The 23,921-nt window shown below is 45.8% G+C and carries 26 protein-coding genes and 1 riboswitch; of the genes, 17 read left to right on the top strand and 9 right to left on the bottom strand.

Translation table 11 applies throughout. The features are described from left to right. Positions 1 to 130: 130 nt before the first annotated feature. The 4 genes from HP567_RS20880 to HP567_RS20870 all read left to right on the top strand — a co-directional run bounded on the left by HP567_RS20880 (position 131) and on the right by HP567_RS20870 (position 2,439). The gene (locus HP567_RS20880) at positions 131 to 565 is read left to right on the top strand and encodes a GGDEF domain-containing protein (protein ID WP_370648027.1); all 435 of its coding nucleotides are present in this window, start codon (positions 131 to 133) and stop codon (positions 563 to 565) included. Next, complete coding sequence (locus tag HP567_RS30045) at positions 489 to 650, top strand: hypothetical protein (protein ID WP_232773361.1); 162 nt, start codon at positions 489 to 491, stop codon at positions 648 to 650. The genes HP567_RS20880 and HP567_RS30045 overlap by 77 nt, the downstream gene beginning before the upstream one ends. 159 nt (positions 651 to 809) lie before the next feature. Next, the gene (locus tag HP567_RS20875) at positions 810 to 1,427 is read left to right on the top strand and encodes a DUF47 domain-containing protein (RefSeq protein ID WP_173608081.1); all 618 of its coding nucleotides are present in this window, start codon (positions 810 to 812) and stop codon (positions 1,425 to 1,427) included. Next, complete coding sequence (locus tag HP567_RS20870; RefSeq protein ID WP_173608080.1) at positions 1,420 to 2,439, top strand: inorganic phosphate transporter; 1,020 nt, start codon at positions 1,420 to 1,422, stop codon at positions 2,437 to 2,439. Before HP567_RS20875 ends, HP567_RS20870 begins: the two co-directional genes overlap by 8 nt. 69 nt (positions 2,440 to 2,508) lie before the next feature. Here HP567_RS20870 and HP567_RS20865 read toward each other — a convergent pair whose 3' ends face one another. The 3 genes from HP567_RS20865 to ligD all read right to left on the bottom strand — a co-directional run bounded on the left by HP567_RS20865 (position 2,509) and on the right by ligD (position 4,646). Then, positions 2,509 to 2,748, bottom strand: coding sequence for a hypothetical protein (locus HP567_RS20865; RefSeq protein ID WP_173608079.1), 240 nt, complete (start codon positions 2,746 to 2,748; stop codon positions 2,509 to 2,511). Between the two features lie 124 nt (positions 2,749 to 2,872). Then, positions 2,873 to 3,670 carry a prolipoprotein diacylglyceryl transferase gene (gene lgt / locus HP567_RS20860; protein WP_173608078.1) on the bottom strand — a complete coding sequence of 266 codons (798 nt, stop codon included), beginning with the start codon at positions 3,668 to 3,670 and terminating at the stop codon, positions 2,873 to 2,875. A gap of 73 nt (positions 3,671 to 3,743) precedes the next feature. Continuing rightward, the gene (ligD, locus tag HP567_RS20855; RefSeq protein ID WP_173608077.1) at positions 3,744 to 4,646 is read right to left on the bottom strand and encodes a non-homologous end-joining DNA ligase; all 903 of its coding nucleotides are present in this window, start codon (positions 4,644 to 4,646) and stop codon (positions 3,744 to 3,746) included. Between the two features lie 168 nt (positions 4,647 to 4,814). Here ligD and HP567_RS20850 point away from each other — a divergent pair, with 168 nt between their 5' ends. Genes HP567_RS20850 through HP567_RS20835 form a run of 4 tightly spaced genes read left to right on the top strand, consistent with a single transcriptional unit; the run spans position 4,815 to position 9,158 of the window. Then, a complete protein-coding gene (locus HP567_RS20850) occupies positions 4,815 to 6,395 on the top strand; it encodes a spore germination protein (protein WP_370646657.1) in 1,581 nt (526 codons plus the stop codon). After that, positions 6,392 to 7,558 carry a Ger(x)C family spore germination protein gene (locus HP567_RS20845; RefSeq protein WP_173608075.1) on the top strand — a complete coding sequence of 389 codons (1,167 nt, stop codon included), beginning with the start codon at positions 6,392 to 6,394 and terminating at the stop codon, positions 7,556 to 7,558. The genes HP567_RS20850 and HP567_RS20845 overlap by 4 nt, the downstream gene beginning before the upstream one ends. After that, positions 7,551 to 7,787, top strand: coding sequence for a hypothetical protein (locus tag HP567_RS20840; RefSeq protein ID WP_173608074.1), 237 nt, complete (start codon positions 7,551 to 7,553; stop codon positions 7,785 to 7,787). The genes HP567_RS20845 and HP567_RS20840 overlap by 8 nt, the downstream gene beginning before the upstream one ends. Positions 7,788 to 7,799: 12 nt before the next feature. Beyond that, a complete protein-coding gene (locus tag HP567_RS20835; RefSeq protein WP_173608073.1) occupies positions 7,800 to 9,158 on the top strand; it encodes a GerAB/ArcD/ProY family transporter in 1,359 nt (452 codons plus the stop codon). Between the two features lie 115 nt (positions 9,159 to 9,273). Here the strand turns inward: HP567_RS20835 and HP567_RS20830 are convergent, their stop codons facing one another. After that, positions 9,274 to 10,155, bottom strand: a complete 882-nt coding sequence (locus tag HP567_RS20830; RefSeq protein ID WP_173608072.1) for an alpha/beta fold hydrolase — start codon at positions 10,153 to 10,155, stop codon at positions 9,274 to 9,276. Positions 10,156 to 10,491: 336 nt separating this feature from the next. On the opposite strand from HP567_RS20830, the gene HP567_RS20825 reads away from it, so the two are divergent. From HP567_RS20825 to HP567_RS20815, 3 genes are all read left to right on the top strand, one after another. Then, positions 10,492 to 11,427, top strand: a complete 936-nt coding sequence (locus HP567_RS20825; RefSeq protein WP_173608071.1) for an ATP-dependent DNA ligase — start codon at positions 10,492 to 10,494, stop codon at positions 11,425 to 11,427. Positions 11,428 to 11,617: 190 nt separating this feature from the next. Next, a protein-coding gene (locus HP567_RS20820; protein ID WP_173608379.1) for an IS1182 family transposase occupies positions 11,618 to 12,948 on the top strand; the annotation gives its coding sequence in 2 pieces (ribosomal slippage) (positions 11,618 to 12,158 and positions 12,158 to 12,948; 1,332 coding nt in all). Between the two features lie 465 nt (positions 12,949 to 13,413). Further along, positions 13,414 to 13,743, top strand: coding sequence for a DUF1904 family protein (locus HP567_RS20815; protein WP_173608070.1), 330 nt, complete (start codon positions 13,414 to 13,416; stop codon positions 13,741 to 13,743). A 50-nt stretch (positions 13,744 to 13,793) separates the two neighbouring features. On the opposite strand, the gene HP567_RS20810 is transcribed toward HP567_RS20815, so the two are convergent. Together HP567_RS20810 and thiC are read right to left on the bottom strand one after the other, a co-directional pair. Next, entirely contained in the window at positions 13,794 to 13,964 is a 171-nt protein-coding gene (locus HP567_RS20810; RefSeq protein WP_173608069.1) for a hypothetical protein, read from the bottom strand. Between the two features lie 15 nt (positions 13,965 to 13,979). Beyond that, positions 13,980 to 15,734, bottom strand: coding sequence for a phosphomethylpyrimidine synthase ThiC (gene thiC, locus HP567_RS20805; RefSeq protein WP_173608068.1), 1,755 nt, complete (start codon positions 15,732 to 15,734; stop codon positions 13,980 to 13,982). A gap of 149 nt (positions 15,735 to 15,883) precedes the next feature. Next, a riboswitch (TPP riboswitch) is annotated at positions 15,884 to 15,996 on the bottom strand. Between the two features lie 247 nt (positions 15,997 to 16,243). Between thiC and HP567_RS20800 the strand changes: the two genes are divergently transcribed. After that, positions 16,244 to 17,125 (top strand): cation diffusion facilitator family transporter, encoded by an 882-nt coding sequence (locus HP567_RS20800; protein ID WP_173608067.1) that lies wholly within the window; start codon positions 16,244 to 16,246, stop codon positions 17,123 to 17,125. A 61-nt stretch (positions 17,126 to 17,186) separates the two neighbouring features. Here HP567_RS20800 and ku read toward each other — a convergent pair whose 3' ends face one another. Both ku and HP567_RS20790 read right to left on the bottom strand, forming a co-directional pair. Further along, complete coding sequence (gene ku / locus HP567_RS20795) at positions 17,187 to 18,146, bottom strand: non-homologous end joining protein Ku (protein ID WP_173608066.1); 960 nt, start codon at positions 18,144 to 18,146, stop codon at positions 17,187 to 17,189. Positions 18,147 to 18,269: 123 nt separating this feature from the next. After that, positions 18,270 to 18,413 (bottom strand): hypothetical protein, encoded by a 144-nt coding sequence (locus HP567_RS20790; protein WP_016743266.1) that lies wholly within the window; start codon positions 18,411 to 18,413, stop codon positions 18,270 to 18,272. Positions 18,414 to 18,857: 444 nt separating this feature from the next. Here HP567_RS20790 and rsmD point away from each other — a divergent pair, with 444 nt between their 5' ends. Then, complete coding sequence (gene rsmD, locus HP567_RS20785; protein ID WP_173608065.1) at positions 18,858 to 19,424, top strand: 16S rRNA (guanine(966)-N(2))-methyltransferase RsmD; 567 nt, start codon at positions 18,858 to 18,860, stop codon at positions 19,422 to 19,424. Between the two features lie 47 nt (positions 19,425 to 19,471). Beyond that, the gene (gene coaD / locus HP567_RS20780; RefSeq protein WP_137028288.1) at positions 19,472 to 19,951 is read left to right on the top strand and encodes a pantetheine-phosphate adenylyltransferase; all 480 of its coding nucleotides are present in this window, start codon (positions 19,472 to 19,474) and stop codon (positions 19,949 to 19,951) included. A gap of 4 nt (positions 19,952 to 19,955) precedes the next feature. On the opposite strand, the gene ylbJ is transcribed toward coaD, so the two are convergent. Further along, a complete protein-coding gene (gene ylbJ, locus HP567_RS20775) occupies positions 19,956 to 21,185 on the bottom strand; it encodes a sporulation integral membrane protein YlbJ (RefSeq protein ID WP_173608064.1) in 1,230 nt (409 codons plus the stop codon). Between the two features lie 148 nt (positions 21,186 to 21,333). On the opposite strand from ylbJ, the gene HP567_RS20770 reads away from it, so the two are divergent. The 3 genes from HP567_RS20770 to HP567_RS20760 all read left to right on the top strand — a co-directional run bounded on the left by HP567_RS20770 (position 21,334) and on the right by HP567_RS20760 (position 23,796). Further along, positions 21,334 to 22,128, top strand: coding sequence for a patatin-like phospholipase family protein (locus tag HP567_RS20770; protein WP_173608063.1), 795 nt, complete (start codon positions 21,334 to 21,336; stop codon positions 22,126 to 22,128). Continuing rightward, positions 22,125 to 23,192, top strand: coding sequence for a SepM family pheromone-processing serine protease (locus HP567_RS20765; RefSeq protein ID WP_173608062.1), 1,068 nt, complete (start codon positions 22,125 to 22,127; stop codon positions 23,190 to 23,192). Before HP567_RS20770 ends, HP567_RS20765 begins: the two co-directional genes overlap by 4 nt. Before the next feature lie 85 nt (positions 23,193 to 23,277). Continuing rightward, positions 23,278 to 23,796 (top strand): YceD family protein, encoded by a 519-nt coding sequence (locus HP567_RS20760; protein ID WP_173608061.1) that lies wholly within the window; start codon positions 23,278 to 23,280, stop codon positions 23,794 to 23,796. The last annotated feature ends 125 nt before the right edge of the window (positions 23,797 to 23,921 follow it).

The raw sequence follows: 23,921 nt of genomic DNA, 5'->3' as shown, positions 1-23,921 counted from the left end.
CACAGGCTGATTGTCAGGAGCTTTCGATGATTCGCTTGATTGAATAAGTGGCAGTTTCGTGGTTTTGCTTGATAGGTCTAATGTACGAATAGAAAGAAGGTTACATCGGATGGATCGGGGGTAGTGTACTTTGGGATCACGCTGGATCAGCTTGGGTGTGTCCTGTGTGATCATCTCGGTTTGGCTGATCGGTTACGGATTGCCGAGGGATGAGAGCATGATTGTCTTTCTTTTACTTGTGGGTGTCATTCAGTCGGTTGCTGCCTATCAAATAGGGAAATATGTAGAGCGGTTGCGGCAGATGGCTTATCATGATTCACTTACAGGCGTTCTCGTCAATCGCAGATTTCTGGACAAATTGGTTGAAGAAGTAGAGTTGGCAAAAAGCAATCATCAATCTGTTACTTTATTGTTTATTGATTTGGATAATTTCAAAATATTCAATGATTCATTTGGCCATTTGGAAGGCGGCAGGTGTCACGGTCAGTATCGGAGTAGCCTCGTATCCACACCATGCTGCAACAGCGGAAGAGTTAGCGAAAAAAGCAGATATGCTTATGTATGAAGCGAAAAAAAGGAAAGATTGCATGATGGTCGCTTCGAATGAAATGATAAATATTGGCAAGACTAACACTCGTCATCTCTCTTGACATGGGTGTTTTTTTTTATTGTAAAGAGCATTTACAAAAACTTAATAATTCCTTAAAGAAAAATATACACATTTGACCTTGATTTTAAATTTACGGAAACATTAACATTCGATATAATCTGTTAGGTGTGATTTATTCAAAGGAGTGAAGAAGTCCCATATGTTGAAATCAAACAAGTATATCTTCTTTGATCTGTTCGAACAGCAGATTGCCACGGTACACAAAGGAACTCATCTTTTCTATGAAATGATAGGAAATTATCATGATCTGGAAACAAAGGTTAAGGCAATCAAGGCTGTCGAGAAAGAAGGAGACGAAATCGTTCGTCGCATCATGAACGAGTTGAACTCTACTTTTATCACTCCGCTTGAGCGTGAAGACATTCACCAACTCGCTCATACGATGGACTCGATGATCGACTACATTGACGGTGTTGCTGATCGTATGTATTTGTACCAAGTGACTCAACCAGATCCACGTGTATTGGCACAAGCCAATATTTTGGTGAAATGCTCGGCTAAGCTGATCGAGCTGATTCGCACACTGCGCAAACTGGATCATAAAGTCGTTACACAAATCGCTGGGGAAATTAAAGATTTGGAGCATGAATCTGACTCCAACTACCGTAAAATGGTATCTGATTTGTTGAATTCTCCTGATACCAACCCAATGGAAGCGATCAAACTCAAAGAGATTTACGATAAGCTCGAAGACTGTGCTGACTTCGCTGAGGACGTCTCCAACCTGGTAGAAGGGATCGTGTTAAAGAATGCTTGATCTTTCGCCAGAGGTGATTATTCTCGTACTCGTCGTCATCATGGCGTTAGCATTTGACTTTATTAATGGTTTTCACGATACGGCGAACGCGATTGCGACTTCTGTTTCCACGCGCGCATTAAGTCCAAAAACGGCGATTATTATTGCATCCTTGTGTAACCTGATTGGTGCACTCTCGTATACGGGGGTAGCGAAGACAATCGGGGGAGGCATTACTGATCCATTCAAGCTGGAAAATGGATTGGTCGTCGTTTTGGCCGCGTTGACATCTGCGATTTTGTGGAACCTAATCACCTGGTGGTTCGGAATTCCTAGCTCGTCCTCGCACGCGATTATCGGCGGCGTTGCAGGTGCCGCTTTTGGTGCCGCAGGAAGTGGTGCCATTAACTGGTCAGGCTTCATTAGCATTATCCAAGCGTTGATCGTATCGCCGCTTGTTGCCTTCGCTGTTGGTTTTGTGGTGATCAAGTTGGTGTCTTGGTTCGTTCGTAACTCCGCGTATCACAAAACCAATAAAGGTTTCCGTTCGATGCAAGTATTGTCAGCGTCTTGGCAGGCTTTCAGCCATGGAGCCAACGATGCGCAAAAAACAATGGGCGTAATCACCCTTGCTTTGATTTCTGGAGGATTCTTGGTACAAGCACCGGGCGAATTCGTTATTCCACTGTGGGTAAAACTTTCAGCTGCTCTTGCAATGGCTTTAGGTACAGCCTTTGGTGGATGGCGAATCATCAAGACCTTGGGTGGTAAGATTATGAAAATCAAGCCAATTTCCGGTTTCTCAGCAGACCTGTCTTCTGCCTTGATTATCACAATCTTTACAGCTTTGAAACTGCCAGTGAGCACAACGCATGTGATCACATCCGCCATCTTGGGGGTAGGGGCATCGCAAAAGCTGAACGCAGTAAAATGGGGCTTGGCTGGCCGGATTTTGGTCACTTGGGTCATTACCCTTCCGATTACCGGACTTTTGGCTGCTGCCTGCTACGTCGTGTTTGACGTATTCCTGTAGAGCTACATCTTTATCCAATAGATAACAGACACCTTTCCGTGTAGAGTACGCGGGGAGGTGTCTTTTTCATTAGCTTGATCCAGTTAAACGCTCCCATAAGCCAGGCTTAGGTTTAATTTGCACGAGGCGAATGGCAGAGAATGGGATATAGTCCAGCGAGCCGTCCCGTTCTTCAATTAATATGCCATTGGGGCTGTAATCATACAATTTACCTTCTGCATATGCAGATAATCCTTGGCCGATCATATCTGGAGCAAAATGAATACGTACATAACGATCGAGATACTCTTCCAAAATTCCATCATCCATGTTATTCCCATCCTTTTTTATTCTTTCTCCTAGTTATTGCCTGCATTGCGACAATTCAGACAAGGCAAAGAAAAAACCACCCAGTCGTGCAGACCTGAGTGGCAATGGATATGGCATGTTGACGTTATTCGATCGAGTTTTGGGAATGTCCGGCCTGCTTGCTTTTGCGTGCAAACACGAGTAGCAAGATGACACCGGCAGCAATCAAGCACAGACTGACTAATTGAGCGACACGCAGGGTATCGGCTATCAACAAACTGTCTGTACGCATGCCCTCAATGAAGAAGCGTCCAATCGAATACAGGATCATGTAGCTGAACAAGACCTGTCCATCGAATTTTTTGAATCGGTACAGTATGAGCACGAGAATGCCAAACACGATAAGGTTCCATATCGATTCATACAAGAATGTAGGATGGTAGTACTGTCCGCCGATAAACATTTGCTCGCGGATGAATGCGGGGAACTTTTCCATAAACTCGGCAGAGACTGGACCACCATGAGCTTCCTGGTTGATAAAGTTTCCCCAACGCCCGATGGCTTGACCCAAAATGACACTCGGCATAAAAATGTCAGCCAAGCGAAGGAACGGCAGATTATGCTTTCGAATATACCAGGTTCCTGCCAGAACACCACCGATTAATCCGCCGTGAATAGCCAAGCCGCCTTGCCAAACTGCGAAGATGTCCAGTGGGTTGTCTTTGTACTGCTGCCATTCAAACGTAACATAATACAATCTTGCACAAACGATGGCTGCTGGAATGATCAGAACCACCATGTTCAAGACGTGATCAGGATCAATGCCAGAACGTTTGGAATTGTAGCGCGCGAGATAAGTACCCAAGAAAAACGCCAGCCCCATAATAATGCCATACCAGTGAATCTTTAAGGGGCCGATTGCAATTGCGATCGGATCGATCATGAATGTGCCTCCTTGCCTTAAAACATCTGTGCCAAGTATAGCACAAATAGACTGCAGGATTCCAACTAATGGCTTACCGGGACTGCAAAAAGCCGAGGATGCCATCAAGAGAGGACCGCTTTGTCGGAGCAGAAATGGATGAGAATAAATCTCCGATTGTTTCCAGGCGTTTGGGTACCGTATAAACGGTGAAGTCTGTGGGATGACAATGGGGAACCTCTTTCCACAGAAGTGGCGTTGATACGGTAGCCTGTGTTTTTGCGCGGGTTGAATAAGGGGCTGGCAGTGTCTTACCGCGCCAGTGTTGCAAATAATCAATGTATAGCTTATTTCCCCGATTCTTCACGAAACGCTCGATGGTTAAAAGTGAGGGATGCTTGCTGACTAAATAGGATGCGATGAAATGTCCGACTTGGCGGGTCTGTTCAAACGTATAGCAAAGTTCGATCGGAACATAAACTTGCAAGCCGCTCGAACCAGATGTCTTGACCCATGAAGGCAACTGTAATTCATCGAGCAGCTCTTTCAATAAGAGGGCAGACTCTATCACAACACCAAAATCATCTGTGGAAGGATCGAGGTCAAACACGAGCTCAGTCGGAGTCTCATCCTTGGCGAGATGAAAAGAGACGTGCCACTCCAATGCTGCTTGATTCGCCATCCATACGAGTGTCGCTCGGTTATTGCACAGTACGTAACGTACGTTTTCCCATGTATGCGTTTGTATCCAGTCGGGTGCATAGTCTGGGGCATTTTTTTGATAGAAGTGCTTGTCACCGATTCCGTGCGGGTAGCGAATGACGGTTAAGAGCCGATCCTTGCTATACCTGAGCAGTGGGTCTGCAACAATCAGCAAATAGCGCAAGTAATCTAGCTTGGTTACCTCGGCCTCTGGCCATAGAGGCTTGTCAGGATTTGTGATGGACAATACGTGATTGTCGATCGTCAGCTCGTACTCTTTTGTTGCAGGACGCAATGACGTTTTCACCTTCTTTTGAAACGGTATAGGTGTTCCTACTATCTCCCACCCACGATTCTCTATGTATTGAGAATTCCTCTTTGCATATATTTCCTGCCAATCAACCATAATACGGGTAGCTTTCCAGTGGTTGGTGATGAAATGAAATTCAAGAAGAAAGATAAAATGAAGGACCTGATTGAGACGATGAATGCCTGCAGCTTGATTGATCTGGAGGGTATACCGATTTCGCCTCAATTGGGAGAGAACATTGATCTGTTGAAAAAAATGTTCGCTGATTGCTCCGATTTTGTCATACGGGAATTCCGCCAAAAAAACAGTGTCCGTGCAATTGCTGTCTTCGTCGATGGGCTGATTGATACCAAAGAGGTCAATTCTGCACTGAAATCGTTAATGGTGCTTGAAGACGGCGATGACGATATAAAAGTGATAGAAGAGTCACTTTTGCCTGTTTCCCAGATGGGAAGAGTAGACGATTATAAAAAGCTATTACAGGCTGTGCTTTCAGGTGATACAGGCATTCTTGTAGAGGGAAATACAGAAGCACTTACGCTCGGCATTCGTGGAGCAGAAAAACGCTCCGTAAACGAACCGGAAGGAGAAGCGGTCGTACGGGGGCCGCGTGAGGGTTTTATCGAAAATATTCGCACGAACACGTCGATGCTACGGCGAAAATTGCGAACACCTCGATTGAAAATGAAGTCCTTGGTAGTTGGACGTGAGACAAACACCAACCTGGTGGTTGCTTTTCTGGATGGGATTGCTGATCCAGAGATCGTTCAGGAGGTCACTGCTCGAATCAGTAAGATCAATTTAGATGCTGTGCTGGAAAGCGGATATATCGAAGAGATGATCCAGGATAATACATACTCGCCTTTCCCTCAGGTTATGTATTCCGAGCGCCCAGACACGGTCGCTGCGGCATTGCTGGAGGGACGTGTCGCGATATTTGTGGATGGGACACCGATGGTTTTAATCGTGCCTGTTACGTTTTGGATGATGATGCAGGCCAGCGAGGATTACTACGAGCGATTTCAAATGGCTACGCTTGTACGACTACTGCGTTATGTATTTCTCATCATTTCACTCATTACCCCTGCCTTATATGTGGCCATAACGACTTATCACCAACAGATGCTGCCAACCACGCTCCTTTTAAGTATTGCGGCTGCGCGCGAGTCCATTCCTTTTCCTGCTATTGTAGAGGCTTTTATCATGGAAATTTCTTTTGAAGCCTTGCGAGAAGCGGGGATTCGTCTCCCGAAAACGGTCGGGCAAGCCGTCAGTATTTTAGGCGCGCTGGTCGTAGGTCAAGCAGCTGTGCAGGCAGGGATTGTTTCTGCCCCCATGGTTATCGTTGTATCGCTCACAGGGATAGCCTCATTTACCATCCCGCATTTTAATGCATCGATTTCATTGCGAATGCTGCGCTTTCCGATCATGATTGCGGCTTCGATCCTCGGCATCTATGGAATGCTGGTAGCGTTATTGCTAGTCCTCGGACATATGGCCAACCTACGTTCTTTTGGTGTCCCATATTTATCTCCGCTGGCACCGATGTCAATCGGCGATCTCAAAGACGTCCTGATAAGAACGCCATGGTCGATGATGGAAAAACGCCCGAGCTTTTTGGGAGTTCAAAACGCAAGGCGTATGAACGATGGTTTTGCTAATTCTATGCAGCAAAGAGGAGGGCAATCAGGGATGACAGGAAACCGTCATCCAAACGAGGAGGGACAATCGTGAAGGCTGTGACCCGCATATTGGTGGTGTCGCTCTGCATGTTCCTGATTTCTGGTTGTTGGGATCGGCGCGAAGTAAATGACATGGCTATCGTCATTGCAATGGCGATGGATAAGGAACCAGACGGAAGGTATCGGTTCTCCATTCAGGTCCCCCTGGTCAGCAGCCTAGGCGCACAGTCTGGAGGGGGTGGGGGGACGAGTGGTGATAAGAGTTATTACGTTGATTCCGCAGTGGGCAGGACAATTCGGGAAGCAAATGGCTTGATCCAAGCAAGAATGTCTCGGAGAATTTACTACTCCCATCACCGGATGATCGTGATAGGGGAAGAACTGGCGAAGGACGGAATGTCCGATGTGCTCGATATTGTGGCACGCTTTCCGGAAAACAGACTGACAGCATACATTGTCATGACAAAAGGCAAAGCAATCGAATTACTAACCGCACAGCCGCAATTTGAACGTTTTTCAGGAGAAGCGATGCGTGAGTTGGTCAAGATGGGGGGCATTAGTGTAACGTTGAAGGATGTGGCCCAGATGCTCGGTACACCAGGGGTTGATGCCATCTTACCCGTTCTAGCGGCTGTGGATTCCCATCCGAAAGGAAAGTCAAAAGAAATAGAGGCGACGGGGGTAGGGTTATTTCGACAAGACAAGCTCGTAACCATCGCGAAGCCCAAAGAGCTGCTCGGCTTGCGATTGTTCCAACGCGAATTTACACCGTTTTCTATTGTGCTCCCCCTTACCAAGCACGAACGGCTTACGATAACTCTTTCGAAAGGAAGGGCGAATATCAAGCCTGTGATTAGGAAGGACCACATCCATTTCAAAATTGACTTATACACTTCTGCCGTTGTGGTGGAGAATCAGTCAAACCTCGATCTCGAGGAAGAGAAAAATATTCGAATGCTGGAAGCGAAGCTCGTCGAGCAAATCAATAACGGTGTGAACCACATGATGCAAACGATCCAAAAGAAACAATCAGACTTCATCGGGTTAGGAATCGCGTTGTCAAGGAATTATCCGCGAGAGTGGCGGGACCGATATCGGAACAGGTGGTATAAGGAACTTCCGAAAATCACATACGAAATACGATCCAAAGTGAACGTGGTCAATTTCGGACAGACAACGAAGAATATAACCAAAGGTGAAGATGATCATGAATAGAATATTTCTGGTTTTTTTTGTCTTCATGCTGTTACATTCCATTGGAGAATTCATCCTGAAGCGAAAAGGCATAGATGGAAGACAGCAACGAGTCATTGTTATTTTTTACACCCTAACGATTGTTTATCTGATCGCTTTGCAATTCCAGTATTATCAAATCCTACCCACGAGTAACATCATGAACATTTTCTCTCCCCATGTGAAGTGGTGGGTGGATCAGTTCGTATAAGGAGGACCAAGTATGATTCACAAGCAAGTTGTCAATCATCGGCAAATTGCCTGGCTCGTCGGCAGTGTCTTGATGACAGGGATGATGATCGGTTTCTTGCGGTCTGTCGTTCAGGTAGCGAGGATGGATGGTTGGTTCTCTCAAATTTTCCCCATCTTTTATGCGATTTTTGTCGCCTACGTTTTGAGTGGGCTGGTGGAGGCCTACCCTGGGAAGAATATCTTTGAAATCTTGTTTATTATTGGCGGGAAGTGGATTGGTGGAGCTGTCAATCTACTCATTTTGTTTTATATTTGGATCATCCTGGCGATCGATATTAAAGGGGCTGCTGATTTTTTACATATCTCGTTATTGCCAAACACGCCATTGGAGGTCATCTTACTCGTCTTCGTCCTACTGATAATGTACTATGGTAAAACGAGCCTTGAGGTGGCGGCGCGAGTAAATGAGCTTTATTTTCCTCTTTATTTCCTCATGTGTATATCGTTATATTTCCTGCTAATGAATGAATACAACGTAGAGCGATTGGAACCAATTTTAACGAATAGATTGGATCGGATCGTGATCAGCAACTTTTTTCCAGTGGGTGTATATGGTGATGTATTTCTCATTGGGGCATTCTTACATGCCATTGTAGAGCCGCGGCTATTTTATGCTGCGATGAAGCACGGGGTCATTATTGTTGGTTTTGGAACGACGATTATGTTGCTCGTTTTGCTCGGGGTGATGGGCTACATTATCGCCGGTCGACTGAATTTCCCTATCTATATTCTCGTCCAGCAAATTCACATCACAGATTTTCTGGACAGGGTCGAAATGATCCTCTTTAGTGTTTGGTTTCCTGCTTTCACAATTAAAGTCATAGTCGCTTACTTGGCGTTTTTAGTGGGGGTGGGATCGTTTGGGGGACAGAGGCATTACAATACACTCAATGCACCGTGTGGATGGTTTATCGTTGTATCGTCCATATTCGCGTTTCCAAATATAGCACATATCGATCAATTTATTAGCTATAGCTTGCCGTTGATCGTGCTCGTCTTTCAATTGCCGCTGGCGCTCTTTTTGCTTGTTCATGTAAGGCGAAAGAATAAAGGAAGAGAGCAAAGCCTCATTCCCGAAGGAACGAAGCTTTATCGATTTTACAGGTCCATGGTATGGACCACGACAGTCTGTTTAAGTGGTTGTGTGATCGTGATAGTGGTTGGGGACTTTTTTAAGGATAAATCAGCGATAGCTGGGGGAGCGACCGCTGTTGTCTACATTGTCCTCTTACTGATAGCGCTGTTGACAAGCTACGGGGAAATGCAGGCCCTTAATCATGGCAAGCAAAGGCTGGGGAGAACAAAACAGGCTGGGTCGTTTCGACAATGAGGTCAAAAGTCAAGGGGTTCCTTACTCCAAAACACACTGACGAGGGGCTGGATTCTTTCCGGGAAAGCGCGCCAGCCTTTATACATCTTTGCATTCAACTTTTTTCTGTCTTTCATTAATCTAAAAATCTCAATACACGTCCATTAACGTATTCTGGCTGTTCCATCGACAAAACGTGGCCAGCATTTTTTACGATTTCCGCTTCTATACCGGGAACAAAAGTCGAAGCGCGATGTAAGGCCGATTGTGGGTCATAAATGACTTCGTGCTCGCTAAGCAATAAGAGAATCGGAACTTTTACTGATTTTAATTCGTCGTCAGTGAAAACATACGGGAATCCATCAGCTTTTGGTTGTGGATTTCGTAATTCATCCTCCCACATCACTCCCGCTTGAAACTGCTTTGCAAAATGTGGGTGTAACACGTAACGATCGCCCATCATCCACTTTAAAAAATTCTCAACGCCGTTAGGCAGAGTAAGACCAAGAGCATATTTGTAGAAATCTGGATGAAATGATACGAATGTTTCCGCAGGACTAAGTAAAACTGCCTTTTCGACTCTCTCGACTGCACGTAAAACAAAATTCATAACATGAAGCCCACCAAGCGAAAGTCCAACCATATTTGCCTTTTTGATACCTAGATTGTCAAACACATCGAGAAGCCATTCGGCATAACCCGCTCTCGTACCGTTTAAATCCTCAGGAATACTTTTGTTCTTATCGCCCATGATATCAATTGCATATGTCCGGTATTTGCGGCTCCAATCAGCAATATTTGGATACCACATGGTGGAACTAAACAATGCTCCGTGTAGCAATACGAGTGGTGGTGCATCCTTTGGTCCACTTGCAATAATATGCGTTTGTCCGAAACGGGTAGATACATAAAATGCTTCGTAAGTAACTGGCCAAAGAGTAAGGCTTTCTTCATAGGTTTCGTAATAGTGAATGCCACTGTCATTTCGTGATGCATTGAACGATGTATGGTTAGACATACAATGCTTCCTCCTAAAGTAATACAAATGTAGTTTTAAATATAATACAGGTTGTTAAAATCGTCAATAATACAAATGAATAGAGGTTTATATGACTATAACAGATGGTAACAAAAAATATAACAGAATGATATCCTTGGTAATTCCTTGAATTGCAGTATTAAATATTGAAGCAGATGTTCCGCCACAAGCCACATTGTTCCCTCGCGGGCGGTGGGACTGAGCGTGGCATTATTTTCAAGAATACTCTTCTTTAATTGGGACAAACTCAAGCAAGGAAGTTTCTCAAAACTTAAGTATTCTTAAGGAATTTTGCCCCCTTTTCTGAGGTGAAAAATGAATCCAATTATACCTATGGAGCCAATTAGCTGTGAGAATATACCCCAAGGGGACGAGTGGATTGCCCAAGTTAAATGGGATGGGGTTCGAATCCTGACTTACTTTGATGGACAGGGAACTCGTTTATACAATCGGAGAATAAATGAGCGGACCCACCAATACCCAGAGTTAGCTCACATACAGACGTATTGCAATGCTCGCTCGGTGATCTTAGATGGAGAAGTGATTGCATTAGGAACTGACGGAAAACCGTCATTTCATGAAGTGATGCGGCGGGATGGGATTAGACGATTGGAGAAAGTCAGCCAGGCACAGAAGGCTGTCCCCATTACCTATATGATCTTTGATGTCATATTCACAAATAATGAGTGGAAAATCGATCTTACATTGAGCGAACGTATCAACTTATTACAAGAAATCATTATTCCCAATGACCATGTACAATTGGTTGATGGTCATGATAATGGAAATGCTATGTATGAGATCATTAAGCAACACGGTATGGAAGGCATAGTTATGAAGAATCTTAACAGCAAATATGTCATTGGTGGGAAAGAGAAGCAATGGCAAAAGAAAAAATACTATCGTGACACCATAGCTGTCGTTGGGGGAGTTACGCTGCGTGATAACGTTGTGAATTCCCTCTTGTTAGGGCTGTATGATCTGGAAGGGCGCTTATTTTATATAGGCCACGCAGGAACAGGCAAATTAACTCGAAATGACTGGATGGTCTTGACGGAAAAGATTGTACCTTTGATACAAAATGATATGCCATTTGTAAATACCCCAGCAAGGTTCAAGGGTGCTGTGTGGTTAAGACCAACTGTCACGGTTAAGGTACAATTCGCGGAATGGACAGATGGCTATACGTTGCGGCAACCGAGTATTCAAGCAGTTGTTGATCTACCTGTTGATTACTGTGTATTGGAGTAGAGTCTCTTGGTGCAACACAGAACAAAAAACATCCCATAAATAGTGGGATGTTCAGGCTGTCGAGAAAGTCGACAGCCATTTTTGTTTCACTTAATTTTAAAGCGACACCGCGTTAATTTGTTATAATTCTTATAATTACATTTAACAGTAGGTGATAATTGTGCTTTCCTCCAATGATAAAAATCCGCAAATGCATTACGAATTTGTGTGCCTCGATGAATTGGTCCCAGAGGACCATTTATTAAGGGTCATCCAAAAACATATAGATTTCTCTTTCATCCGAGAAAAAGTACGTCAATATTATTGCGAGGATAACGGTAGACCTTCCATTGATCCTATTGTTTTATTTAAAATGATTTTCATTGGATACCTTTACGGTATCCGCTCAGAGAGGCAGCTCGAAAAAGAAATCCAGACTAATATCGCCTACCGTTGGTTTCTTGGCCTTTCTTTAACAGATCGAGTTCCAGATCACACAACAATCAGTTGGAATCGTCGAACCCGTTTTAAAAATACAAATGTTTTTCAGGAGATTTTTGATGAAATTGTGCGTTTGGCGATTCAGCATCGAATGGTCGCTGGACGTGTATTGATAAGTGATTCCACGCATCTTAAAGCAAATGCGAATAAACGAAAATTTAAGAAGCATGTCATCGAGAAAACGAGTCGTGCCTATCTCAAAGATTTAGAGGCAGCAATTAATGAAGACCGCGAAGTACATGGAAAAAAGGATTAAAGCCTAGAGAGGGTGTGAAGGAAGAAAAGGAAATCAAGGTGAGTACTACTGATCCAGAAAGTGGCTACATGGTTCGAGACAGCAAGCCCGAAGGCTTTTTCTATCTCGATCACCGGACCGTCGATCATAAGTACAATATTATTACCGATGTCCATGTCACTGCTGGCAATGTCCATGATTCCGTTCCTTACATAGATAGGCTGAATCTCCAAATCGAGAAGTTTGGGTTTAAGGATACAATTGAAGCAATTGCATTAGATGCTGGTTACTTAACTACTCCAATCTGCAAGGCACTTCACGATATAAATGTATTTGCTGTCATCGGTCATCGTGCCTTTACACCTATTAAAGGCCTTTTTGCTAAATGGCGTTTTAAATATGCTCTGGAGTCCGATGTGTACATATGCCCTCAAAAACATAAGCTTACTTATTCGACTACTGATCGAAACGGATACAGGATGTATAAGTCCAATAAAGAAATTTGTAAAACTTGTCCAAGGCTTACTGAGTGTACCCGATCTAAAAATCACCAAAAGGTGATAAGCAGGCACGTTTGGGAAGAGAGTAAGGAATGGGTTCGACAGAACCGTTTAAGTAAATCAGGGAAATATTTGTATAGATTAAGATACCAAACCATAGAGCGAAGCTTTGCAGATGCTAAAGAACTGCATGGGCTTCGCTATTGTAGGTTACGCGGACGTGAAAATGTCCAAGAGCAGGTATTGATGACAGCAACAGTTCAAAACATTAAAAAGATAGCACTACACCTAGCGAAAGCAAGTTAGGTGCAGGCTATCCTCTTTTTCAGCACTTCGTGCTGGAACAATACCAAAAAGAAATCCCCAAAATGGGGGTTTCTCTTCAGTCTGAACATCCCATAAATAGTGGGATGTTTTTAATATTGCTTCTTTGTGTTTATCATCCTATGTATGTGGAACTGGGGGATGCATTCCTGTTAGAATTTTACGAAACTTTTTTATTGATTAAGTATTAAATTCGAGCTATACTACCTGTATAAAGTAACTGGGTTAGCGGGTTGGGCTGTATCTGGTTGAGCTGCTTCCTCCTTCCGTGGTACGTCCACCACACCTCATGGAAGGGAGCTGCTCTCTGATATGGCCCTCTTTTTGTCCCTCGCCCCAGTTGGGAATGTTTGTTGTTCACTTTCTTTAATCCTTTTTTCGTTGATATACAATTAGAGACTTGTTTATAATGACTGTGCGAACTCATTTACGAAAGAAGGAATTGACTTGCCGTTTCTTCGGTTTAAAGGCTTTGCGAAGCAAGACATAGAGCCCATTTCTCAGATTCTTATAGAAGAGTTTTCCAAAATTGCTGAGGTAGCTCAAGAAAAGGTGAAATTGGAGCTGCTTCAGGTAGAGCAACTAACGAACAGTCCTTTGTCTGTAGAGATCATGATGTTTCCCCGTGAACAAAAGCAACATGATGCGATTGCAAACGCCGTCCACGGCATTTTGAAGAAGCAAGGCTTTTTGCAAGTCCATATTTTCTTCATCCTGTTATCGCCCACTCTCTATTATAAAGAAGGACTTCCGTTGCAAGTCGGAATGGCGAAATAAGCAAGAAAAAAAGGTCGAGATCCTCCAAAAGGATTTCGACCTTTTTCTATTTAATAATAGAGGCTTTCGGATTGCAGGCACTTGGAGCATGTACGCGTAAGTGGCGTTTCGATATAGACGTGACTGCAATCCTGTTGAATGAGTCGCAATTGTTGTTTAGAGTGCTCTAGCTCAGCCTCTAGTCGAAGGATTTTTTCGCGTAAACGACTGGCTTCCTCCATATGAATCCCCCTTCATTACGACTGATACAAACGGCTTCCCTGTTCGCGGAACTCACGCGATTTTTCCTGCATCCCTGCAAGAATGGCGGGATCTTGCGCACCCCCTTGTTCATTGGCGATGTGACGAATGTCGTGCGATATTTTCATGCTGCAAAATTTAGGACCGCACATGGAACAAAAATGGGCAGATTTGGCGGCTTCTGCTGGCAACGTTTCATCGTGATATTCGCGGGCGCGCTCCGGGTCCAGCGACAAATTGAATTGATCGTTCCAGCGAAAATCAAAACGAGCTTTGGATAAGGCATCGTCTCGCTGTTTTGCCCGCGGATGTCCTTTTGCGAGATCAGCGGCATGCGCAGCGATTTTGTATGCGATTAAACCGTTGCGGACATCCTCTTTATTCGGAAGGCCGAGATGTTCCTTGGGCGTTACGTAGCAGAGCATCGCTGTTCCGAACCATCCAATCATGGCAGCGCCAATCGCTGAAGTAATGTGATCATAGCCGGGGGCAATGTCTGTCGTGAGCGGCCCGAGTGTGTAAAAAGGGGCCTCATGGCAAATGGATAGCTGTTTATCCATATTTTCGCGAATGAGATGCATGGGGACGTGACCGGGGCCTTCTATCATGACTTGTACGTCGTGTTCCCACGCAATTTTTGTGAGTTCCCCCAATGTTTCAAGCTCCGCGAACTGTGCCTCGTCATTCGCATCCGCGATAGAGCCAGGACGTAGTCCATCTCCAAGGGATACACAAATGTCATAGGCCTTCAGAATTTCGCAAATTTCAGCGAAATGCGTATACAGAAAGTTTTCCTCGTGATGGGCCAGGCACCATGCCGCCAAAATCGATCCGCCGCGAGAGACGATACCGGTAACGCGGTTAGCTGTCATGGGGATGTAGCGCAAAAGAACACCAGCATGAATCGTGAAGTAATCGACGCCTTGCTCCGCTTGCTCAATCAAGGTGTCTCGGTAAACCTCCCATGTCAAATCCTCGGCTTTCCCATTTACTTTTTCAAGTGCTTGATAAATCGGGACAGTACCTACTGGAACGGGACTGTTGCGGATAATCCACTCCCGCGTGGTGTGTATATGTTTTCCCGTCGAGAGGTCCATAATGGTGTCGGCACCCCAACGGACAGACCAAATCATTTTTTCGACCTCTTCTTCCATGGAAGAGCTGACGGCTGACGTTCCGATGTTGGCATTGATTTTGACATGAAAGTTGCGGCCAATGATCATCGGCTCGCTCTCAGGATGATTGATGTTAGAAGGGAGGATCGCACGTCCAGCGGCGATTTCTGCCCGTACAAATTCAGGAGAGACCCCCTCGCGAATGGCAACGTATTCCATTTCCGGTGTGATGATATTTTTTCGGGCATAATGAAGCTGGGTAACATTTTTGCCTGGCTTTGCCCGTTTTGGTTTGTAGCCCTCTCGAGGGAAAGTGGGGAGGGTGACAGCCTTCTCTTCGTTTCGGATGCCGTCGTCGACTAGTTGTGGTTCGCGACCGACATACGTTTCCACATCATTTCGCTCATCAATCCATTGGTGGCGAATGGAGGGGAGTCCTGCTTGAATGTCAGGGACATAACCGGATGCAGTATACTCGCCACTCGTATCATACACGCGAATGGGAGGATTGGGTGTGGAGCCGGACAATCCTTCGGTAGGATGAAGAGAAATCTCGCGCATCGGGACACGGATGTCCGCACGACTACCTGTCTCGTATACTTTGCGACTACCTGGAAAAGATGACACCAATGACATAAGAAAAACCTCCTTGTTTTGGTTGCACGAAAGCGAGAACCGTTTAGGGAGGCGAAAGAAACATCCCGCGAAAAAGCGCCGCATAAACAACATGCGACGCCAACGCGAGAGTAGAGAAGAAACGGGTATCCTAAAAATACACGTATCTTTTCGTGTCGTATATGACATTCCTCCGCTGGCATTACCCAGTTCAGGTTCAACGGTCGATGGCACAGTACCATCCTCTCAGCCTGGTGAATTCCAAGCTCCCGTGCTTTTTTATTTTTGGATTGCAACAATAGGATAACGGGAAGTCAAGTTAATTTCAAGGATAATTTTCTAGTGAAAAATTGCAGGTGTGCAACACATTTTCCTCCCCCCTATTCTCATGAATCGGACTAAAACTGTTTCTGTAGACCCACATGATTCCTATCTGTTACGATGAAGTTCGAAAAAAAGCAACTGCTTCCAGCGCTTTGATTTTCCGCGTTGTCGAAGCAGGATGGAGAAGTATTTTGAGGTGATGAGGTATGGATGTTTATTCGGATCTAAAACAAGGAGAACGTGGAGCGTGGGTGAGTATTTTTGCCTACATTTTCTGCTCTGTATTAAAAATAGGAGTTGCGTATGTCACAGCGTCGGAAGCTTTAATGGCCGACGGTCTTAACAACTCAACAGATGTGGTCGCATCAATTGCTGTTTTGATCGGGCTGCGTATTGCAAGGAAACCACCTGACAAAGATCACCCGTATGGCCATTTCCGGGCAGAGACTATTTCAGCACTTGTCGCATCATTTATCATGCTATTTGTCGGAGTTCAGGTCATTACGAATGCCGTACCATCCTTGTTTGATCCACAACATTCGGCTCCTAACCTGTTAGCAGGATGGACAGCACTTGCAACTGCCGTTATTATGCTTTTTGTCTATCGCTACAATAAAAAGCTCGCCATCAAAACAAACAGCCAAGCACTGGATGCAGCGGCCGCTGACAACCGTTCAGATGCATTCGTCAGTATCGGGACGTTTATCGGGGTAGCTGGCGCACAGTTTCAATTGCATTGGCTCGATCCATTAGCTGCTTTTGTTGTTGGTCTCATTATCTTGAAGACTGCGTGGGACATTTTCAGAGAAGCAACCCACCGTTTAACAGATGGCTTCGACGAAAGTGAGCTTGCGGACCTGCGGGCAACGATTTCCTCGATTTCAGGAGTAAAGGATATCAGTGACATCAAAGCCCGCTACCATGGAAGCAGCGTGCTGGTTGATGTTGTGATCCATGTAGATCCAGGGCTGAATGTGGTAGAGAGCCACACCATCACCGAAAAAATTGAAGAACAGATGCGCAAGATTCACCGCATTAACGCCGTTCATATCCATATTGAACCGTGCAGGAAAATGGCGCCTAGTTAGATTCCATCATGGGAATACAAAAAACCTGTCCAGTGTGGGCAGGTTTTTTTGTTATGTGCTGCTAACCAGAGGTAGCCTTCTTTTTGCGCAGTGTTTTGGTTGTAGAAGTAGTCGTAGTTTTTTTGGGATCGGCTGCGGTCGGCTTTTTCGATGCTTGCTCTTTTTCGGAAGAGGAGGCAGCAGTGGTGCGTTTTCGCGCAGGCTTTGAAGGAGTCGGTTCCGGTTCGATTTTGATGGGTACGGCGGCTTGACCGGCTGTAGACTCCAAGCTTTCTTTTAGGGCTTGCATGAGATCAATAACATTGGTTCTTGCCACAGTAGGTGCAGTGGCGATTTCCTGACCCTCCAATTTTTTCTCAATCAGTTTTTGCAGGTCGGATCGATATTCATCCGTATATTTTGCCGGATCAAAAGGGAGCGTCATATTGCTAATGAGCTCAGTTGCCATTTTCAGTTCGTTTTCGGCCAACGTTACATTGGCCTCAGGCAAGGCGGGCACTTGATTGACGGGGCGTACCTCATCCGGATAGAAGATCGTCTCCAGCATGATGCAATGTTCATACAGTCGGATAACGGCCAGGCTTTGCCGATTGCGCATCGTTACCTGTGCAACGCCGATCTTTCCTGTTTGTTCCATAGCCGATCGCAGCAAGGCGTATGCTTTTTCGCCGGTGTCTTGTGGAGATAGGAAATAGCTCTTGTGAAAATAAACAGGATCAATCTCCGACAAGTCTACGAAGTCGATAATTTCAATGGCTCTGCGTGTTTCTGGCGTAATGGCTTCCAGATCATCATCGTCGATCATGACAAAATGTCCTTTTTCGTATTCGAAGCCACGGACGATTTCATTCGTATCGACCTCGCGCTGGCAGTGTGGGCACATTTTCGTGTACTTGATCGGGGTATTGCACTCTTTATGCAGTTGGCGAAAGCGAATATCGCGCTCTTCCGTTGCAGTAAACATGCGAACAGGTATATTGACGAGGCCGAAGCTGATTGAACCCTTCCACACCGTATGCATGCGGATACCTCCTTCACAGTCATTTTTGTATAGTATCTGTATCCGCTTAGAAGAAGTGCCGAGGGAATTGAAGGTGGAAAAGTAAAAAGCCAGCCGATTCGATGCGGCTGGCTACATATGCAACTATTGTCCATGTTTGACGATGTCCGATTGATCTGCACGCGATTGCATGTCACGCGCCAGTTCGACGTCTTTGCCTGTGCGGTCTGCAATGGACTGGGCTTTGGACGCCTTCAGCTTTTGTGCGGACGGTCGCTTTTCTGCCATGATTGACTCACTCCCTTCAGGCAATCTACATGTAGAGGGTTTTGCAGGTACATGTAGTATGCGCTGGACACAAAAAAATACCCCATCGCCAAATGACGAGGGGCAGCCGTTCAACTCCTCCCGATGAAGGGAGCGATGGCACGAAATGCTCCTATCAGACACGTCGTGCGCCAAAGTGAACAGCCTTTCAATTATGGGAGAGGAGAAACCGGAGGAAGAGCTTATGGGGAAACGTAAGTCTTCTCCGCGGTTGTCAGCGACACCGTTGCGTCGCTATTCATCATCTTTTCCAATAGAATGGGGTTGTATACCTTCTTGCGCATAAATTTTTCCAGTTGCTAATTTTACGGGTGTATGCAGTTGTGATAGTATGATATCATTCTCAGTCTTAGAAAATCGCGTCTTAAAACATACATATCAGGAAAGCAGACAGGTGAAATGAGTATGCGAGTCATCGCTGGAGAACACAGAGGAAGACGGTTGGCAGCAGTTCCGGGCAAAGGAACCAGACCGACAACCGATAAAGTCAAAGAATCGATTTTTAATATGATTGGCCCCTATTTCGATGGTGGTTGGGCATTGGACCTATACGCAGGAACAGGTGGTCTCGGGATCGAGGCATTGAGTAGGGGAGTGGATCGAGCTGTTTTTGTGGAGCGAGATCCGAAAGCGTTTGCCGTGGTAAAACAAAACGTCAGCACTTGCAGGCTGGACGATTATGCCGAGCTATATCGCATGGATGCGGAGCGCGCCATTCGCACGCTGAGTACCCGCCATCAAAAATTTGATCTTGTCTTTTTGGACCCGCCATACGCCCAGCAAAAGATTGTTGAAGAAATTGCGATGTTACAAGAGCTGGGAATGTTGGCGGACGGAGCTTGGATCGTGGCTGAGCATGATATCGCAGACTCCTTTCCAGATGCGATTGGTTATTGTGTGAAGGATCGAGCAGCGAAGTATGGGGATACGGCCATTACCGTGTATTATTACGATTTGGAACCACAAGCCTAACTTTCAAATTAAGGTGCGTAAAGAGCATCAAGGGAGGATAACCCGCTATGGCAATCGCCGTATGTTCAGGAAGCTTCGACCCTGTTACTTATGGGCATCTCGACATTATTGCGCGGGGTGCCAACGTTTTTGATAAGGTCATTGTCGCCGTCTTGATCAATTCAAAGAAAAACTCATTATTCAGCGTAGAAGAGCGTGTCGAATTGCTTCGTCAGGCAACGGCTGACATGAAAAATGTAGAAGTGGACTCATTTGACGGCTTATTAATTGACTATATGAACAAAAAGGGCGCACAGGTGATCATTCGTGGCCTTCGTGCTGTTTCTGATTTTGAATATGAGATGCAAGTCGCCTCGATTAATAAAAAGCTCGATGAAAATATCGAAACGTTTTTCATGATGACGAACAATCAATATTCGTACTTGAGTTCAAGTATTGTGAAGGAAGTTGCGAAATACAAGGCGAGTGTCGCAGATTTGGTGCCGCCAATCGTAGAAGAGGCACTGAAGCGAAAAATGGCCGAGTAGATTATCACGTCTTACTGCGGTTCATGCGCGAAAGAGCCAGGCTGGTACACAAAAGAATTGCACCAACGCCGATGGCGAGTCCCCCTGATAATAGCAAGGTCTCCCACCAACTCGTAGCAGGGACCTCAGGTTTCGCATGCACAAATACAGGGACGGCTTGCTCCACGAACCAGGAGCTGACTGTGGCAAGTGGCCCCCAAAAGACGAAGGTCAAAATCGCAGCTAGCAAAGCATGCAGGGATCTGGCAATCAAGTAAGGGGCGACACGAATATCCGTTTCACTCAAGATACTTGCGACCTGCGCGTGAACACTCAAACCGCCCCAAGACAATATCGCACTGGCAATGGCTGCTTTCCAGACCAAGGAAACTTCATCAGGGACAATGCTCGCTGCCTGTGCGCCGAGGGTTACTTCGAACAATCCTGCCACAATTGCTTGGGAAAAGGCTGGCGGAAAACCAAAGGGACCGAGAAAAATCGAGAGAAGCGTACTGATGATTTGTGTCAGATGAATCGTGGAGAAAAGTTGGATTAATACCGAAAAAACAATGATGAAACCACCGATCATCAGCAAGGTATTCAGAGCGGATTGAACTGCTTCTCCCATTAATTTTCCGAACGGACGTCCGTCACGGACACGTGCCCGATGCATCGCTTGCAAGGCTCGTAAAGGAAGAGGCAATGAATTTTTCTCCAATGGGGCTGAAGTTATGGCAAAAGGCGCATGAAAACGATAGACCACACCCATGAGTACAGCTGACAAATAATGAGTCAGAGCTAGAATGATGCCCATTTGCTCACTGTGGAAAAAGCCGATTGCCACTGCTCCCATGACGAACAAAGGGTCTCCCGTCGTTGTAAAAGAGACGAGTCGTTCACCCTCAGCCTTCGTCACATTGCCTTGCAGACGCAGGCGTGTTGTCAGCTTTGCGGCTACCGGATAGCCGGACGAGAAGCCCATTGCCAGCACGAACCCGCCAGTTCCCGGAACGTTAAACAGTGGGCGCATGAATGGCTCCAGTAACACGCCGACGAAATGAACGACGCCCAGACCCATCAACACCTCAGACAGCACAATAAAGGGAAGAGTAGAGGGAAAAACTACCTCCCACCATATTTTCAGACCGCGTACGGCAGCTTCAAAAGAAATCTGTGAGTATGCGATCAACGAAATAACAATGAAAACTGTCGAAATGGCGAGCAACAATGTAAGTACGGGTGAGTGGCGTGACATGGATTCCTCCTGAATCGAAGAAAAGTAGTAGTACATGTCTACGTGGCAGGCGGGAGAACTATGCGTAAGCTTGGTCGACGAATATCTCCCAAGTGTGAAAGGAACAGAGATTTACCACATAGGCTGGTTACAGGGAGGGGTTTTTTCCATGCAGACAAGACGTAAACCAATCGTGGGTGTAGCCTTGGGTTCTGGGGGCGCTCGCGGTTTTGCGCATATTGGTGTATTGAATGCGCTAGAAGCACATGGTATTCAGATTGACATGCTCGCTGGCTCCAGTATGGGCAGTTTGATTGGAGCTGTCTATGCCAACGGAATTGAACCGCACATGATGGGAAAGCTTGCCTTGAATTTAAAACGCAAGCATTGGCTCGATTTGACCGTACCCAGCATGGGCTTTGTTACGGGGGAAAAGATCAAACAATTGATTCGTCTGTTAACGCACGGAAAGCGCTTGGAAGAGCTGAACAAGCCGCTTGCCATTGTAGCGACGGATATTGAATCAGGGGAGCGCGTCGTATTTCGTGAAGGCCCGATTGATCAAGCGGTGAGGGCGAGCATATCCATTCCAGGCATCTTCGTCCCTGAAAAAGTAGGAGGACGGCTTTTGGTCGACGGAGGAGTGATTGATCGTGTGCCGGTGACGGTGCTGCGTGAAATGGGTGCCGATATCGTGATTGCGGTAGATGTCGCCCAATTCGACACTCGGATGGAGGTCAAAAGTATTTTTGATGTGATCGCCCAAACGATTGATGTCATGGAAAGGGAAATTCTGCGACATCGAATCATTGCGGCAGACATCGTAATCAGGCCTGATGTTGGACACTATAGCAGTATCGCGTACACGGGTGTCGAACAAATTATCGAGCTAGGCGAACGTGCGGGTACTGAACATATCGAACGCATACAGGAACTAATTGCAAATTGGGAGGCACAAGAATGAGTGAGGAACAGCTTTATGCCAACAGACGCAGATCTACAGGAACCAGAGGCTTTAGCTGGATACTTGCCTTGGTCTTTGTCTTGTTGGGCATTTCCTTTTTTGTACCGACGAATTATTACGTGAGTCGTCCAGGGTCAGCGATTGAGTTGGGGCCGATGATTCAAGTGGAAGGCGGCAAGAAAGACGAGACCGGCTCCTTCATGCTCACGACGGTACGAATGGGCGAAGCGAATTTGCCGTGGTATTGGTATGCAAAAATGACGCAGGATGTTGAGCTATTGCCCAAGGAGTTGGTTGTCAGCAAGGGAGAAGACAGCGAAGATTTTATCCGTCGAGAACAAGCGGTCATGGACAATTCACAAAAAATTGCGGAGGCAGTCGCATTCCGTCTTGCCGGCTTCGAAGTGAAAATCGAGAAGCAGGGTGTGTGGGTGATGGGTACCTTGGAAGGGTTTCCTGCCCATAAAGTATTGCAAATCGGAGATGTCATTACGTATGTAGACGGGGTTCGCACATCTGAGGCAAAAGATTTGCTGACAGCCCTCTCTGCAAAAAAAGCAGGCGACCAAGTCGAGATTACGTACACAAGAGATGGACAAGAGGCCAAAACGATGTTAACCTTGGAACCACTGCCTGAGTCCAAGTCAGTTGGAATTGGTGTACGCCCTGACAACAAACAGGAAATCATCATTCCAAAAGAAGTTACCATTGCCTCTCAAGGGATTGGTGGTCCTTCTGCTGGGTTAATGATGACCCTGGAGATTTATGACCAGTTAAATACGAAGACGGATTTGACAAAAGGCTATAAAATTGCAGGAACAGGCACGATTTCGTTAGACGGAAAAGTAGGCAGGATCGGTGGCATTAATCAAAAGGTAATCGCAGCGGACAAAGCGGGCGCAGAGATCTTCTTTGCTCCACAGGATACGCCAGATACGACTTCCAATTACGAGGAGGCGTTAGCGACTGCCAAGCGGATTGGAACTTCAATGAAAGTGGTTCCGGTCAAGACGGTGGAAGAAGCGATTACGTACTTGAATGGACAAAAACCGAAATCTACCTGAGCAAACTAGCTGTCAAGCAAAAATGGTTGACAAAGCTTTGGGCAGGGTCTATAATCATCTTTGTTGTGCATGAGGTGAAAATGCTATGAACATTAAGTTAGCAGAGTTAGAGCACCGAAAAGGAGAGCCGTTGCCATTCCAGGTAACCTTAGAAGCAGATGAGCTAAAGAAGCGTCATCATGAGATTCGCGGGATTAGTCCTGTGACTGCGAGTGGTGAAGCTGTTCAGCTGGGCAATCTCTTTTACGTAAAAGGAAGCATGAAGGCAGACGTGAATTTTGTCTGCGCGAGATGCTTGAATCCTTTTGTCGATCAGGCAACAGTAGATTTCTCTGAGACATTTGCGCTTGCGGATGATCCAATCCTGCAAGATGACGAGGACAGCGATATCCTTCCTTTGGAAGGCGATGAAATCGAGCTGGACTCGCTGTTGCAAGAGGACTTCTTACTGGCAATGCCGACCTTCCCGCTTTGCGAGGAGGATTGCAAAGGTCTGTGCCCGACTTGCGGTGTGAACCGTAACGAAGTGGCATGCAGCTGCAAGAATGAGCGTGTTGACCCGCGTTTGGCTGGGTTGGCTGACTTTTTCAAAGACAGCAAATAAGTATTCTTACTGTATTCAAGATGATTCGCCGACCATTCGTGGCAGCGTCTCATTTTTGAAGGATGGCATAAGCATTTTGCCTATACTGTCCACCCAATAGAGCTTCTTAGCATTTGTCAGTTGAA

This window comes from Brevibacillus sp. M2.1A (assembly GCF_013284355.2).
Taxonomy (GTDB): domain Bacteria; phylum Bacillota; class Bacilli; order Brevibacillales; family Brevibacillaceae; genus Brevibacillus.
Note: the sequence above shows the minus strand (reverse complement) of the source record. Positions and strands in the feature narration are given on the sequence as shown.